We start from the raw sequence: 14,493 nt of genomic DNA on the forward strand, positions 1-14,493 counted from the left end.
GCCAGGCTAGAACAGTTCAGATTCGAGGCGGCGCACCTGCTCGCGGGGGGCTCCGAGCAGCTGCGCGCTGCCATGGGCCCGCTTGAAGTAGAGCTGGATGTCGCTCTCCCACGTGATCGCGATACCGCCGTGCATCTGCACCGCCTCGGCGGCGACACCGGTGAACGCCTCGCTGGCAGCCAGCCGGGCCCGTGCCGCCGCCACCGGCGAGGGTGCCGCGGTGTACTCCTCGATGGCCTCGTCGACGATCGCGCGGGCGGTCTCGACCGCGACGTACTGATCGGCCATCCGGTGTTTGAGCGCCTGAAAGCTGCCGATCGGCCGGCCGAACTGGACCCGGTCCTTCGTGTAGGCGACTGTCAGGTCCAGGCAGCGCGATGCCGCGCCGACCTGTTCGGCAGCGAGGAGGATCGCCGCCATGTCGGCCATCCCCGGGTCCGGTCCGAGCACCACAGTGTCGCCGGGTTCCAGCGCAGCCAGCGGACGGGTGATGTCCATCGCCGTCGCAGAGGTGGTGGTGAAAGTCCGCCAGTGCGTCAGGTTTTCGCCGTTGGCGGCGATGACGACGTCGGCCGTGGTGCCGTTGAGCACGTACCCGGGATCGAAGACGACGGTGCCGATCGAACGACCTTCGATGAGCGCCTCGAGTAGATCTGCCGGTGGTTCGGGCAGCGAGAGCAGCGCGAGTTCAGCGAGCGTGGTGCCCAGCAGCGGCGTCGGCACCAGCCGTTTGCCGAGTTCGCCGAGTACCACTGCGGCGTCGGCGAGTTCACCGCCCGCGCCGCCGAGGTCCTCGGGCACCACCAGCGCCGCGGCACCCACCTGCTCGCACAGCATCGCCCAGAGCGACTCGTCGTAGCCGCGTTCGGACGCGGCGGCCGTTCGTACCGCCTCGGGTGAGGCGTGCTTGTCGATCAGCGCTGCGACGGTGTCGCGCAGCATCTCCCGTTCGTCGCTCGACGTCACAATGCCTCCAACACTCGTCGACGGTGCCACGTGGGGTCACCCCAGGCGGGCCGCAGGGCCTGCGCCCGGAGCAGCAGCAGCGACAGGTCGTGTTCCTGCGTGTATCCGATCGCGCCGTGGGTCTGCAGCGCCGAGCGGGCGGCGAGCAACGCCGCATCGGCGGCGGCGACCTTCGCGGCGCTCACATCACGCGCGGTGTCGGGGGAGCCGTCGGCCAGTGCGAGCGCGGCTCCGTACACCAGCGGGCGTGCCATCTCGACGGCGATCAGCACGTCGGCGAGCTTGTGCTTGATGGCCTGGTACGTGCCGATGACGGTGCCGAATTGGCTGCGCTGCTTGGCATAGGAGACCGACGCGTCCAGCATGGCCTGCGCCGCTCCCACCAGTTGTGCGGCCGTCGCCAGTGCACCGAACTCGAACGCGCGCGCCCCGTCGGCGGGATGCGTGGCCCCGCTCGGGGTCACCTCGAACAGGCGGCGGCTGGGGTCGACGGACGCGTGCGGCTCGGCGGGCGTGGCCTCTGCGACCGTCTCGTCGTCGATCAGCAGCACGAGCCCGGCGGTGTCGGCGTCGACGGCGCGGGGGACTCTCGGGGGTGCGGCGACCGTGGCGATCAGCTCACCCGCAGCCAGCGCACCGGACCGCTCGTCGTCGGCGAGCAGAATCGGTGCGACAGCGATGGATTCGACGACCGGGCCGGGAACGTTCCACCGGCCAAGCCGTTCCAGGGCGACCACGAGGTCCACCGGGTGGGCGTCGATACCGTCGAATCGTTCGGCCACCATCAACGCGGTCACGCCCAGGTCGGCCAGTTGCGCCCAGATCTTGCGGCCGGGCCCGGTGTCGTCGGCCGCCCACGCCCGCACCGCGTCCGGGACGTTGGCCGCACCGAGTGCGGCGTCGATGCTCGCGGCGAAGTCCCGCTGTTGGTCGTCGATCTCGAAGTTCACGTCTCGTCTACTTTCGGGGCAGGCCCAGCAGCCGCTCGGCGATGATGTTGCGCTGGATTTCGTTGGTACCCGCATAGATCGGGCCGCCGAGCGCGAACAGCAGCCCCTCGGTGACGCTGTCCATCAGCTCGCCGTCGGCACCGCGCAGATCCAGCGCGGTCTGGTGCAGTGCCACGTCCAAGTCGGACCAGAACACCTTGGTGATCGACGACTCGGCACCGAGCTCGCCGCCGGCCGCCACGCGTGTCACGGTACCGAAGGTGTGCAGCCGGTAGGCCTGGGCCTTGATCCACGCATCGGCCACCCGATCGGTGAACTCCGGCTTCGGATCGTTCTTCCACTGGGCGACAAGCCGTTCGGCAGGTGCCAGGAACCGCGCGGGGCTGCGCAACGACATGCCGCGCTCGTTGCTCGACGTGCTCATCGCGGCGCGCCAGCCGTCGTGCACGCCACCGATGACGTCCTCGTCGGGCACGAACACGTCGTCGAGGAAGATTTCTCCGAAACCCGTGGCGCCCCCGAGTTGGGCGATCGGCCGCACGGTGACGCCGTCGGCCTTCAGATCGAACATCACGTAGGTGAGGCCTTTGTGCCGCTGTGCCTCTGGGTCGGAACGGAACAGCCCGAACGCGCGCTCCCCGAACACCGCGCGTGAGCTCCAGATCTTCTGCCCGTTGAGCAGCCAGCCGCCGTCGGTGCGGGTGGCGGTCGAGCGCAGCGACGCCAGGTCGCTGCCCGACTCGGGCTCTGACCACGCCTGCGCCCAGATCTCCTCGCCGCTGGCCATTTTCGGCAGGATGCGATCGCGTTGCTCTTCGGTGCCGTGCGCGAACAGCGTGGGTGCGAGCATCGAGGTGCCGTTGGCGCTGGCGCGTCCCGGTGCGCCGGCGCGGAAGTATTCCTCCTCGAACACGATCCACTGCAGCAGCGAGGCGTCGCGGCCGCCGTAGCGCTGCGGCCAGGTGATCACCGACAGCCCGGCGTCGAAGAGGATCTTGTCCCACCGTCGATGCTGTTCGAAACCCTCGGCGGTGTCGTAGGACTCGGTGGGGAAGTCGCCGGTGTGACCCTCGAGGAATGCGCGAACGTCGGCGCGGAACGCCTCGGTGTCGTCGTCGATGTGGAGGTCCATCAGTTCCTCTCTCGCAGTTGAGGTTTGACCACCTTGCCGCCGGGGTTGCGGGGCAGCGCGTCGAGGAACTCGACCGAGCGCGGGGTCTTGAAGTTGGCGAGGTGGGCGCGCGCGTGATCGATCACCGACGCGGCGGTCAGCTCGGTGCCGGGCAGCGTCACGACGAACGCCTTGCCGACCTCCCCGAGCCGCTCGTCGGGTACGCCGATGACGGCGACCTCGGCGACACCGGGCAGCCGCGCGAGCACCTGCTCGATCTCGGCGGGGTAGACGTTGAAGCCGCCGCAGATGTACATGTCCTTGAGCCGGTCGGTGATCTTGAGATTGCCGGCGTCGTCGAGTTCGCCGACGTCACCGGTGTGCAGCCAGCCCTCGGCGTCGATCGCCGCGGCCGTGGCGTCCGGGTCGTCGAGGTAGCCCAGCATCACGTTGGGCCCGCGGAGCAAGACTTCTCCCTCGTCGCCGATGCGCAGTTCGAAGTCGGCGATCGGCCGGCCCGACGTGGTGGCGACGGTCACCGCGTCGTCGTCGGCGCGGCACATCGTCCCGAACCCGGCGGCCTCGGTCAGCCCGTACGCGGTCAGCACGATGTCGATGTCGAGCTCGTTCTGCATCCGCTCGATCAGCACCACCGGGATCGTCGCGGCGCCGGTGACCGCGAAACGCAGCGAGTGCAGGTCGAACTCGGCGCGGCGCGGATGGTCGAGCAGGGTCTGGTAGATGGTCGGCGGCCCGGGCAGCACGGTGATGCGGTGCTCTTCGACGGCCCGCATCGCGGCCTCGGGGTCGAAGGTCAGGGCGGGGAACAGCGTCGCACCGGTCTGCAGGCAGGCCAGGATGCCGGCCTTGTAGCCGAAGTTGTGGAAGAACGGGTTGATGCACAGGTAGCGGTCGGCGCTGGTGAGCTGCCCACAGGCGGCCCAGGCCGCCGACGCATCGAGGGATTGTCGGTGCGCGCAACGGACTCCCTTGCTGCGGCCGGTGGTGCCCGAGGTGAACAGGATGTCGGAGACGTCGTCGGCGCCGACGGCCGCAGCGCGGGCGTCGACGGCGGCCAGATCCGTTCCGGTGGTCATGAACTCGTCCCACGTCCCGTCGTCGACGTCGACGGGGATACGCACGATGTGCCGGAGCGCGGGCAGCGAGGACCGTTCGATGCTCGCCGCCTTGTCGGCACCGAGGAACGCCCCTGAGGCGAACAGCAGCGGCGCCGCGGTGCGCGCGAGGATGTCGGTGGCCTCGCTGGCGGTGTAGCGGGTGTTCAGAGGGACGAGCACGCCGCCGGCGTGGTGGACGGCGAGGCAGGCCACCACCCAGTGCCACGTGTTCGGCGACCAGATCGCGATGCGGTCACCGGCAGCGGTGCCCGCCGCGATCAAGGCGGCCGCGGCCTGGCGAACCTCGGCACGCAGCTGCGCGAACGTCAGCGTCCGGGCGGGCGTGACGACTGCGGGGTGGTCGGGGAGTTCACGCGCGATGTGGTCCAGAACCGCGGGAGTGGTTCTCGCGGCGGTGGTCATGGAACTCCTTGGGGATCGGTTACCCGAGCAAGTGCTTGGTAGGTTAGCCTACAGGGGTGATTGAGGTCCAGGAGTTCAGGGCGCAGGTCCGCGACTGGCTGGCCGAGAACCTGGTCGGCGACTTCGCGGCACTCAAGGGGTTGGGCGGTCCCGGTCGCGAACACGAGGCCTTCGAGGAGCGGCTGGCCTGGAACCGCCACCTGGCGGCCGCCGGTCTGACGTGTCTGGGGTGGCCGGAGGAGCACGGCGGCCGCGGGTTGTCGGTGGCCCACCGCGTCGCGTTCTACGAGGAGTACGCGAAGGCCGATGCGCCCGACAAGGTCAACCACCTCGGCGAGGAACTCCTCGGCCCCACGTTGATCGCCTACGGCACACCTGAGCAGCAGAAGCGGTTCCTGCCGAAGATCCTCGACGTCACCGAGTTGTGGTCGCAGGGCTACTCCGAGCCCGGCGCAGGTAGTGATCTGGCCAATGTGTCGACCACGGCCGTGCTCGACGGTGACCAGTGGATCCTCAACGGCCAGAAGGTGTGGACGTCGCTGGCGCACTGGGCGCAGTGGTGTTTCGTGGTGGCGCGCTCGGAGAAGGGGTCCAAGCGGCACGCCGGCCTGTCGTTCCTGCTGGTGCCACTGGATCAGCCCGGCGTCGAGATCCGCCCCATCATCCAGCTCACCGGGGACTCGGAGTTCAACGAGGTGTTCTTCACCGATGCCCGCACCGATGCCGACCTGGTGGTCGGAGAACCCGGTGACGGGTGGCGAGTGGCGATGGGACTGCTGACGTTCGAGCGCGGCGTGTCCACGCTGGGCCAGCAGATCCGTTACGCGCGCGAGCATTCCAACCTCGTCGAGCTGGCCAAGCGCACGGGCGCCGCCGACGATCCGTTGATCCGGGAGCGGCTCACCCGGTCATGGGCGGGTCTGCGCGCGATGCGTTCGTACGCCCTGGCCACGATGGACGTCGAACGGCCGGGTCAAGATTCCGTGTCGAAGTTGCTGTGGGCTAACTGGCATCGCGAGCTGGGAGAGATCGCGATGGATGTGGTGGGCACGGCGGGCCTCACCCTGCCCGAGGGAGAATTCAGCGAGTGGCAGCGGCTGTACCTGTTCTCCCGCGCCGATACCATCTACGGCGGCTCGAATGAGGTGCAGCGCAACATCATCGCCGAGCGTGTGCTCGGCCTGCCCAGAGAGGCCCGCCCGTGACCAGTGACCTGTCCGTTGCCCCCGCCGAGATCGAGGGCCACAACCTGCTCTCCGGCAAGGTGGTGCTGGTGACCGCCGCGGCGGGCACCGGGATCGGCTCGACGACCGCGCGGCGTGCGTTGGCCGAAGGCGCCGACGTCGTGGTCTCCGACTACCACGAACGCCGCCTGGGTGAGACGCGCGACGAGCTCGCCGCCCTCGGCCTGGGCAAGGTCCACGCCGTGGTGTGCGACGTCACCTCCACCGCGGCGGTCGACGGGCTGTTCGCCGAGGCGGTCGACAAAGGCGGACGGCTCGACGTGTTGGTCAACAACGCAGGCCTCGGCGGTCAGACCCCGGTGATCGACATGACCGACGACGAATGGGACCGGGTGCTCAACGTGACGTTGACGTCGGTGATGCGGGCGACGCGAGCCGCGCTGCGCTACTTCCGTGACGCCGGGCACGGCGGGGTGATCGTCAACAACGCCAGCGTGCTGGGCTGGCGTGCGCAGCACTCTCAATCTCATTACGCCGCAGCCAAAGCCGGTGTCATGGCGCTGACACGGTGCAGCGCGATCGAGGCGGTCGAGTACGGCGTGCGGATCAACGCGGTGTCGCCGAGCATCGCCCGGCACAAGTTCCTGGAGAAGACGTCGAGCTCCGAGCTGCTCGACCGGCTGGCCCAGGGCGAGGCGTTCGGCCGGGCCGCCGAACCGTGGGAGGTCGCGGCCACCATCGCGTTCCTGGCCAGTGACTACTCCAGTTACCTCACCGGTGAGGTGATCTCGGTGTCGAGCCAGCACCCATGAGCGCCGGAGCCACCAACACCCGTCGCGACGAGCTCCTCGCGCTCGCCGCGACGATGTTCGCCGAGCGTGGCCTGCGCGCCACCACCGTGCGCGACATCGCGGACTCGGCCGGAATCCTCTCGGGCAGCCTCTATCACCACTTCTCGTCGAAGGAGGAGATGGTCGACGAGGTGCTGCGCGGCTTCCTCGACTGGCTCTTCGACCGTTACCGGCAGATCGTCGAGACGGAACCGAACCCGCTCGAACGCCTCAAGGGGCTGTTCATGGCGTCGTTCGAGGCCATCGCGACCCGGCACGCCGAGGTGGTGATCTATCAGGACGAGGCCAAGCGGCTCTCGGCGCAGCCGCGGTTCGCCTATGTCGAGGAACGCAACAAAGAGCAGCGCAAGATGTGGGTCGACGTGCTCACCCAGGGCATCGAGGAAGGGCATTTCCGTCCCGATGTCGACGTCGACCTCGTCTACCGGTTCATCCGCGACACCACCTGGGTGTCGGTCCGGTGGTACCAGCCGGGCGGTCCGTTGACCGCCGAAGAGGTCGGCCGGCAATACCTTTCGATCGTTCTCGGTGGAATCACCCCGACAGAAGGAGTCCACAATGGCTGACGCATATGTCATCGACGCCGTCCGCACCGCCATCGGTAAGCGCAACGGATCGCTGGCCGGTGTACATCCGGTCGACCTGGGCGCGGTGATCTGGCGCGGCCTGTTCGACCGTAACGACGTCGATCCGGGAGCCGTTGACGACGTGATCGCCGGCTGTGTCGATGCAATCGGTCCGCAGGCCGGCAACATCGCGCGGTTGTCGTGGCTGGCGGCCGGTTTCCCCGAAGAGGTGCCGGGCGTGACCGTCGACCGGCAGTGCGGATCGAGCCAGCAGGCCATCTCGTTCGGCGCCCAGGCGATCATGTCCGGCACGGCTGATCTCATCGTGGCCGGCGGCGTGCAGAACATGAGCCAGATCCCGATCAGCTCGGCGATGACCGTCGCCGAACAGTTCGGGTTCACCTCTCCCACCAACGAATCCAAGAGCTGGCTCCATCGTTACGGGGACCAGGAGATCTCCCAGTTCCGCGGGGCCGAGATGATCGCCGAGAAGTGGGACATCAGCAGGGAGGACATGGAGCAGTTCGCGCTGACCAGTCATCAGCGCGCGCAGGCGGCGATCCGGGCGGGCCACTTCGACAACGAGATCCTCGAGGTGGAGGGCTTCCGGGTCGACGAGGGCCCACGTGACACGTCCCTGGAGAAGATGGCCGCGCTGAACACCCTCGTCGACGGCGGCCGACTGACCGCGGCGATGGCCAGCCAGATCTCCGACGGCGCCAGCGCGGTGTTGCTGGCGTCCGAGCAGGCGGTCAAGGAGCACGGCCTCAAGCCCCGCGCCCGCATCCACCACATCAGCGCCCGCGGTGCCGACCCGGTGTTCATGCTGACCGGGCCGATTCCCGCCACCCGCTACGCGCTGGAGAAGACCGGGCTGACGATCGACGACATCGACACGGTCGAGATCAACGAGGCGTTCGCGCCGGTGGTGCAGGCCTGGCTCAAGGAGATCAAGGCCGATCCCGCGAAGGTGAACCCCAGCGGTGGCGGGATCGCGCTCGGTCACCCGCTCGGTGCAACGGGGGCAAAGCTTTTCGCGACCATGTTGAACACGCTGGAACGTACCGGCGGCCGCTACGGCCTGCAGACCATGTGCGAGGGCGGCGGAACGGCCAACGTCACGATCATCGAGCGGCTCTAGTTCTTCCGGCGAACAGACACAATCTCGAGTGATTCCGCGGCGTGTCCGCTCGAGTTCATGTCTGTTCGCCGGAAGAACTGAGCGCTCGCCAGATCCGGGCCGGCGTCATCGGGAGGCGGTACACCCGTGCGCCGGTGGCGCGGGCGATGGCATTCGCCAGCGCGGGCGCCACCGGGTTGTAGGGCGATTCACTCATCGACTTCGCGCCGAAGGGCCCCAACGTGTCGTAGGTGTCGGCGAAGTACACCTCGGTCGCCGGGACGTCGGCCAGCTGTGGCAGATGGTAGTTGCGCAGCGTGGTCGTCCACACCGCGCCGTCGGGGCCCACATGCATCTCCTCGTACAACGCTGAGCCGATGCCCTGTGCCACACCGCCTTCAACTTGTCCTCGACATTGCTGCGGGTTCATCACCACCCCGGCGTCGGCGGCGTGCACGCTCTGCAGGATGCGCACCTCACCGGTCTCGACGTCGACGGCGACGCGGACGGCGTGCACGTTGAACGCGACCGAACGGGGGGTGCCGCCGTGGCGGCCGTGGCCGGTCAGCGGCACGGGTAGATCGGCGAAGTCGAGTAGCTGACCCGCGCAGTGCACGCCGTTGCGGGTCAGCATGCACGCGCCGCGGGGAACACCGGTCATGTCCGAGGCCGCCGCCTCGAGTCGGGACCGGAGTCTCTGCGCGGCTTCCAGCGTGGCTTGTCCCGCCACCACGGTGCCGGCCGAGCCGAACGCGCCGGTGTCGTATCCGGTTGCCGCCGTGTCGGATTGGGTGATCGAGATGTTGTCGACGACCGTGTTGAGTGCAGTGGCCGCGATCTGCGCGTGCACGGTCGTGGTCCCGTTGCCGAACTCGGCCGTCCCGACGCGCAGGGTGTACCGCCCGTCGGCGTCGATGCTCACCGCCGCCTCGGCGAGGTGGCCGCGCGGCGGGATGGTGGCGATCATCGCGACCGCCATACCCTCGCCTGTGCGCCACTGCGGTCCGGGCGGAGCGGCCACGCCGTTGCCCCGGCTCACTGCGGCCTGCGCGAGATCGAGGCACTGGTCCAATCCGTAGCTTCCGAACGTCAGATCGTCATCGAGCACGTGCGCGTCGACGAAGTCGTCGCCCGGCACGACCACGTTGCGCCGCCGGAAATCGAACGGGTCCATCCCGAGACGGTCGGCGAGCTGGTCCAGCGCGGATTCGATCGCGAAGATCAGCTGCCCGAGTCCGTAGCCGCGGAAAGCCCCCGACGGGAGGTTGTTCGTGTAGACGGCGCGCGCGTCGACCCGCTTGTTCGCACACCGGTACACCGACATCGACTCCCCGCACCCGTGGAACATCACTCCCGGGCTGTGGTTGCCGTAGGCGCCGGCGTCGACGAGCACGTCGACCGCGAGTGCGGTCAACACTCCTGACGCGTCGGCGGCGGCGGTGACGTCCACCCGGAACGGGTGTCGGCACGGTGCGGTGGTGAACTCGTCGCTGCGGCTGAACTCGTAGCGCACCGGCTCGCCCAGCCGCAGCACCGCCAGCGCGACCAGGTCCTCGACGAGCATCTCCTGTTTGCCGCCGAATCCACCGCCGACCCGCTTGGTGAACACCTGAACCTCGTCGGTGGACAGCCCGAACAGGTGGCACAGTTCGTCGCGCACCAGGAACGGGACCTGCGTGCTGGTGCGGATCACCAACCGGCCTGCGTCGTCGCGCCATCCGGTGCACCCGTGAGTCTCCAGATGCGCGTGCTGGACTCGTTGGGTGTGCCAGCGACCGCGTACCACCGCGCCACCCTGTGCCGACGCCAGGCCGCGCTCGATGTCGCCCACCCCGCCGTGCAGTTCGGCGACCAGATTCCGGGCCGGGTCGGCGATCCGGGCGTCCGCACCCTTGTCGCCGTGCAGCGCAGGTGCACCGGGCGCCGTGGCCTGCTCGGGATCGAACACGGCCGGTAACTCCTCGTACGTGACGACGATCGCGCGGCAGCCCTTTTCCGCGACCGCCGGGCTGTCGGCGACCACCGCCGCCACCCGCTGCCCGACGAACCGGACGACGTCGTCGAGGATCACCGTGTCGTCGGGATCGTCGTCCCGGTTCTGGTGTCGCGCCGTGGAGAACCGCACGTCCGGACTGTCGGCGTGGGTCAGCACCAGCCGCACTCCCGGAAGGGCGACGGCAGCCGAGGCGTCGATGGAGACGATGCGGGCATGTGCCACCGGGCTGGTCAGCACCGCCAGGTGCAGCAGCCCCGGTGGCGCGAAATCCATGGTGTACTCCTCGGTTCCGGTCACCACCCGGACCGCGGCGGGCGCGCCGATCGACCGTCCCGCATCCTGGCCGTCGGATTTCTCGACGTTCACCGTGCCGGAGAGGGCATCGGTGATGGCCCGATAACCGGTGCATCGGCACAGGTTGTTCTTCAACTGCTGGGGGAGCTGTTCCGGGTCGACGGCCGACAGGGACGCCGCAGTGGTCACCATCCCCGCCGTGCAGAAGCCGCACTGAAAACCGGCAGCCTCGACGAAGCGACGCTGCATCGGGTGTAGATCACCGGCGTCGCCGAGACCGGCCGCGGTGGTCACCTCCCGACCGGCCGCGCGAAACGCCGGGTACACGCACGAATGCACGGCCGCGCCGTCGACGAGTACCGAGCAGGCACCACAATCGCCGGCGTCGCACCCCTTCTTGACCTCGAAGTGGCCCAGCTCCCGCAGGAAGGTGCGCAGGCACTGGCCCGGGCGTGGAACATCGTCGCGGGCAATCCCGTTGACGGTCACCGTCATGACAGCTCGTCGACGATCTGCTCGGCCAGCCGGTGCGTCATCGCGGCGCGCCAGTCGGGGTCGCCGTGGGCATCGCGGGTCCACGCGTCGTCCGGGATCACCGACAGTGCCTCCCGCAGCGCATCCCTGGACGGCACGGTGGTGACATGCAGGACGTACGGGCGGACTGTCGCCGCGGTCACCGAGATCGTGAGTGCGCCGCCGTCGGCCGGGGCGTCGCGACGGCCGATGACGACCACGCCTGATCGTCCCAGCGGCGACTGCGCCAGCTTGCGGTACGCGATCCGACCGCGCAGGGCCGCCGCCGGAAGATGTACCGACCGCAGGACCTCGCCGATGGCCAGCACGTTGCAGGTGACCCCGGTGACGAAGTCGGCGACCGGCACGGTACGCGTCTCGCCATCGGGCTGCCAGATCAGCGCGGTGCCGTCCAGTGCCGTGGCCAGCGAGATCATCGAGCCCGCGGGCAGGGACAGGCAGATGTTGCCGCCCACGGTGGCGGTGCGCCAGATCTTGAACCCGGCCACCAGCGCAGTGCAGCACTGCGCGAACAGCGGTGCCGCGGTCCAGTCCCGGCGACGCCCGGGCAGGGTGGTCGACAGCTCGGCGAGATCGGCCAGCGTACAGGTGGCGGCGATCTCGATACCGTTGTCCGACAGCACAATCGGCGGCCAGTTGAGCGAGGTGATGTCTATCAGGCGGGCGATGTGCGGCTGGGGTTCGGAGAACAGCCAGGTGCCGCCTGCGAGGATCGCGTCCGTGGGCCCCAGTGGCCACACCTCGTCGCGGGACGGCGGGGTGTGCACCGCCTCGACGGTGTTGAGGTCCATCACTGCACCGTAGATCGCGGGTGGTCGCGGTGCAGGGCAAGCGGCCGAACTGCGAGTTGGCCGCGACGCTGGGACAATCGGCCGGTGCGTGCCTACCGCGGTCATCTGCTGCACATCGGTGGCGCGCCCCGGCTCCAGCAGGCGAGCGAGCATCTCGTGTCGGAGCCCGACGGAGTGCTGGTCGTCGACGACGACGGTGTGATCGCGTTCAGCGGTGCCCACTCGCGGCTCCCAACAGAGTTGGCCCACGCCGAGCTGATCGACTGCCGGCCGGGGTTCCTGCTGCCGGGGTTCATCGACACCCACATCCACTTCCCGCAGACCTACTGCACCGACACCTACGGCGGCGGACAGCTGCTGGACTGGTTGCAGCGGTGCATCTTTCCCGCCGAGGCGATGCTCGCGGACGCGGAGCTGGCCCAGCGCACGGCGCGGGACTTCTGCCGCCGCAGGATCGAGGTCGGCACCACCACCGCGCTCGTGTTCGGGTCCGCCTTTCCCGACGCGCAGGACGCGTTGTTCACCGAATCGCTGCGCATCGGCCTCCGCACCATCTCCGGTCGCGGCATCCAGACGGTGGGTCCGGAGGCGGCGCAGCCGCTGCTCACCGACGAGGCGACCGCGATCGAGCTGTCGGTCGAGGAGATCGACCGGTGGCATGCGGTCGACCCGCTGCTGCAGGTGGCCCTGGTGCCCCGCTTCGCACTGTCGGTGACCGCACGGACGCTGGCCGCGCTGGGGGAGCTCTACGACTCGGTGCGTGCCGCGGGGGTGTACTTCCACAGTCATCTCTCCGAGAATCTGCGCGAGATCGACGCCGTCCGAAGCGCGTTGGACGTCTCCTGCTACCTCGACGCGTATGACGGGCGGATCGGCGGCGCGGATGGACCGACGCTGCTCGGACGGCGCAGCGTGCTCGCGCATGCCGTGCACTGCACCGACCGCGAGCTGGCTCGGCTGGTCGACACGGGGACCTCGATCTCCCATTGTCCGACCTCACAGCAGTTCCTCGGCTCGGGCACGATGCCGTGGCTGCGCACGACAGCCGGCGGCGTGACGGTGGCGCTCGGCAGCGATGTGGGCGCGGGTGACGAATGGCTGATGACGCGCGTGGCCAACGACTGCTTCAAGGTCCACATCAGCGAGCCAGACGCCGCGGGGCTCTCGATCCCACCGGCCCAGCTGCTGTTCACCGCCACGCTGGCGGGCGCCAGGGCGCTGGACATCGAGGACCGGGTCGGCAATCTGGACGCAGGCAAGCAGGCCGACTTCCTGGTCATCGACCCGCAGCGCCAGCCGCTGCTGCCCGAGCTGCTCGAGCGGGTGGTGCCCGAGGACCCTGAGAACGCAGACCGGCTGCTGTTCACGCTGCTGCTGGGCCTGCGCGAGGCTGCGATCGCGCAGGTCTACGTGCAGGGCCGCAAGCTCACGGGGGCGTGAGGGGCCCGCCCATGATGTTGCCGACGATTCCGCGAATGATGGTGCTGCCGTCCTCTTTTCGGAGCTCGTCGTACCAGGAGGCGGTGACATCGGGATCTTTGGCGTGCGTCACGTCGCAGCGACGGCGGGCCCGCAGCACCAGATCTCCGGCCCGCTCGGCGCGTGCGCTCTGGTAGGCCAGCAGCGCGGCGTGCACGTCGCCAGGGTGGTCGCGTAGCGCCCACTGCAACGCCACCGCGTCCTCCATCGCCGAACAGCCACCCTGCCCGATGTCGGGCGTGGTGTTGTGGGCGGCATCCCCCAGCACCGCGACGCGCCCCTTCACCCACGTGTCGAACGGGTCCAGGTCGAGGATCTCCACGCGATTGGTGGTGGCGGGATCGAGGATCTCGATGAGCCGGTGCACCCCGGGCGCCCACCCGGCGAAGTGGCGGCGCAGCGTCTCCTTGACATCGCCGCCGACGACCCCGGCCGGATCCCCGACGATGTCGAAGAAGAAGTAGAACCTGCCGCGGGCGACCGGCATCACCGAAACTCGTTGCCCATCGGCGACATAGGTCGTCCACTCCGTGGCGGGCCCGATCGCCTCGTCGACCGGTACGAGCCCGTTGACGTTCACGTACCCCGCATACCGACGCGTGACCGGACCTCCCAGGACGTACTCGCGCGTGATCGAGTTCGCCCCGTCGGCGCCGATGATCAGATCCGCGGACACGGTGGTCCCGTCGGCGAACGTCGCCACCGCGGCGTCGGGCCCGTCCTCGACCGCCACCATCTTCCTGCCGAAGTGGATCTCGTCCATACCGTAGTGGTTCATCAGCATCGACTGCAGTTCGGCACGCGCGATCGGGTAGGGGCGTTGGCCCACCTCGTCGATCAGCGGCTGCATCGAGAACCGGCACATCGTCGCCCCGGTGTGCCCGTCGACGTAGCTCATCGTCTCGACGCGCCCGCCGAATGCGGCCGTCTCCTCGGCGAGGCCGAGGTAGTTCAGGCATTTGACACCGTTGGACCACACCGAGATCGCCGCGCCGACGGGCTTGTTCTCGGTGACGCGTTCGTAGACGTGGGTGTCGACGCCGATCTGCCTCAACGCGATCGCCGCGCTCATACCTCCCATGCCGGCACCGATGATCACGGCTTTCACGA

General features: G+C 69.0%; 12 protein-coding genes. 5 read left to right on the plus strand and 7 right to left on the minus strand.

From position 1 onward, the window contains the following. Positions 1–6: 6 nt before the first annotated feature. Genes MHN84_RS15395 through fadD3 form a run of 4 tightly spaced genes read right to left on the minus strand, consistent with a single transcriptional unit; the run spans position 7 to position 4,568 of the window. Positions 7–966 (minus strand): acyl-CoA dehydrogenase family protein, encoded by a 960-nt coding sequence (locus MHN84_RS15395; RefSeq protein WP_308192949.1) that lies wholly within the window; start codon positions 964–966, stop codon positions 7–9. Continuing rightward, the gene (locus MHN84_RS15400; protein ID WP_241205406.1) at positions 963–1,916 is read right to left on the minus strand and encodes an acyl-CoA dehydrogenase; all 954 of its coding nucleotides are present in this window, start codon (positions 1,914–1,916) and stop codon (positions 963–965) included. Before MHN84_RS15400 ends, MHN84_RS15395 begins: the two co-directional genes overlap by 4 nt. Positions 1,917–1,923: 7 nt before the next feature. Beyond that, the gene (locus MHN84_RS15405) at positions 1,924–3,048 is read right to left on the minus strand and encodes an acyl-CoA dehydrogenase family protein (protein ID WP_241205407.1); all 1,125 of its coding nucleotides are present in this window, start codon (positions 3,046–3,048) and stop codon (positions 1,924–1,926) included. Then, the gene (fadD3, locus tag MHN84_RS15410) at positions 3,048–4,568 is read right to left on the minus strand and encodes a 3-((3aS,4S,7aS)-7a-methyl-1,5-dioxo-octahydro-1H-inden-4-yl)propanoate--CoA ligase FadD3 (protein ID WP_241205408.1); all 1,521 of its coding nucleotides are present in this window, start codon (positions 4,566–4,568) and stop codon (positions 3,048–3,050) included. The genes MHN84_RS15405 and fadD3 overlap by 1 nt, the downstream gene beginning before the upstream one ends. Before the next feature lie 56 nt (positions 4,569–4,624). On the opposite strand from fadD3, the gene ipdE1 reads away from it, so the two are divergent. Genes ipdE1 through fadA6 form a run of 4 tightly spaced genes read left to right on the plus strand, consistent with a single transcriptional unit; the run spans position 4,625 to position 8,310 of the window. Further along, positions 4,625–5,773, plus strand: a complete 1,149-nt coding sequence (ipdE1, locus tag MHN84_RS15415; RefSeq protein ID WP_241205409.1) for an acyl-CoA dehydrogenase IpdE1 — start codon at positions 4,625–4,627, stop codon at positions 5,771–5,773. Continuing rightward, complete coding sequence (gene ipdF / locus MHN84_RS15420; protein ID WP_241205410.1) at positions 5,770–6,564, plus strand: (5R,7aS)-5-hydroxy-7a-methyl-1-oxo-2,3,5,6,7,7a-hexahydro-1H-indene-carboxyl-CoA reductase; 795 nt, start codon at positions 5,770–5,772, stop codon at positions 6,562–6,564. Before ipdE1 ends, ipdF begins: the two co-directional genes overlap by 4 nt. Continuing rightward, positions 6,561–7,169 (plus strand): TetR family transcriptional regulator KstR2, encoded by a 609-nt coding sequence (gene kstR2 / locus MHN84_RS15425; protein WP_241205411.1) that lies wholly within the window; start codon positions 6,561–6,563, stop codon positions 7,167–7,169. Before ipdF ends, kstR2 begins: the two co-directional genes overlap by 4 nt. Then, the gene (gene fadA6 / locus MHN84_RS15430) at positions 7,162–8,310 is read left to right on the plus strand and encodes a steroid 3-ketoacyl-CoA thiolase FadA6 (protein WP_241205412.1); all 1,149 of its coding nucleotides are present in this window, start codon (positions 7,162–7,164) and stop codon (positions 8,308–8,310) included. Before kstR2 ends, fadA6 begins: the two co-directional genes overlap by 8 nt. A 55-nt stretch (positions 8,311–8,365) precedes the next feature. Here fadA6 and MHN84_RS15435 read toward each other — a convergent pair whose 3' ends face one another. Both MHN84_RS15435 and MHN84_RS15440 read right to left on the minus strand, forming a co-directional pair. Beyond that, positions 8,366–11,074, minus strand: coding sequence for a molybdopterin cofactor-binding domain-containing protein (locus tag MHN84_RS15435; RefSeq protein WP_241205413.1), 2,709 nt, complete (start codon positions 11,072–11,074; stop codon positions 8,366–8,368). After that, on the minus strand, positions 11,071–11,904 hold the full coding sequence (locus tag MHN84_RS15440; protein ID WP_241205414.1) for a xanthine dehydrogenase family protein subunit M: 834 nt from the start codon (positions 11,902–11,904) through the stop codon (positions 11,071–11,073). Before MHN84_RS15440 ends, MHN84_RS15435 begins: the two co-directional genes overlap by 4 nt. An 84-nt stretch (positions 11,905–11,988) precedes the next feature. Between MHN84_RS15440 and MHN84_RS15445 the strand changes: the two genes are divergently transcribed. After that, positions 11,989–13,344 (plus strand): guanine deaminase, encoded by a 1,356-nt coding sequence (locus MHN84_RS15445; RefSeq protein ID WP_241205415.1) that lies wholly within the window; start codon positions 11,989–11,991, stop codon positions 13,342–13,344. Here MHN84_RS15445 and hpxO read toward each other — a convergent pair. Continuing rightward, a complete protein-coding gene (gene hpxO, locus MHN84_RS15450; RefSeq protein WP_241205416.1) occupies positions 13,331–14,491 on the minus strand; it encodes an FAD-dependent urate hydroxylase HpxO in 1,161 nt (386 codons plus the stop codon). The two genes, MHN84_RS15445 and hpxO, sit on opposite strands and share 14 nt — an antisense overlap. Between the last annotated feature and the right edge of the window lie 2 nt (positions 14,492–14,493).

The sequence above is a fragment of the Mycobacterium sp. PSTR-4-N genome (genome assembly GCF_022348085.1).
Classification (GTDB): Bacteria; Actinomycetota; Actinomycetes; order Mycobacteriales; family Mycobacteriaceae; genus Mycobacterium.

Coding starts and splice junctions, on each gene's coding strand:
- MHN84_RS15405 (WP_241205407.1), bottom strand. CDS start 3,048: ATGGACCTCCACATCGACGACGACACCGAGGCGTTCCGCGCCGACGTT.
- fadD3 (WP_241205408.1), bottom strand. CDS start 4,568: ATGACCACCGCCGCGAGAACCACTCCCGCGGTTCTGGACCACATCGCG.
- kstR2 (WP_241205411.1), top strand. CDS start 6,561: ATGAGCGCCGGAGCCACCAACACCCGTCGCGACGAGCTCCTCGCGCTC.
- fadA6 (WP_241205412.1), top strand. CDS start 7,162: ATGGCTGACGCATATGTCATCGACGCCGTCCGCACCGCCATCGGTAAG.
- MHN84_RS15435 (WP_241205413.1), bottom strand. CDS start 11,074: ATGACGGTGACCGTCAACGGGATTGCCCGCGACGATGTTCCACGCCCG.
- MHN84_RS15440 (WP_241205414.1), bottom strand. CDS start 11,904: ATGGACCTCAACACCGTCGAGGCGGTGCACACCCCGCCGTCCCGCGAC.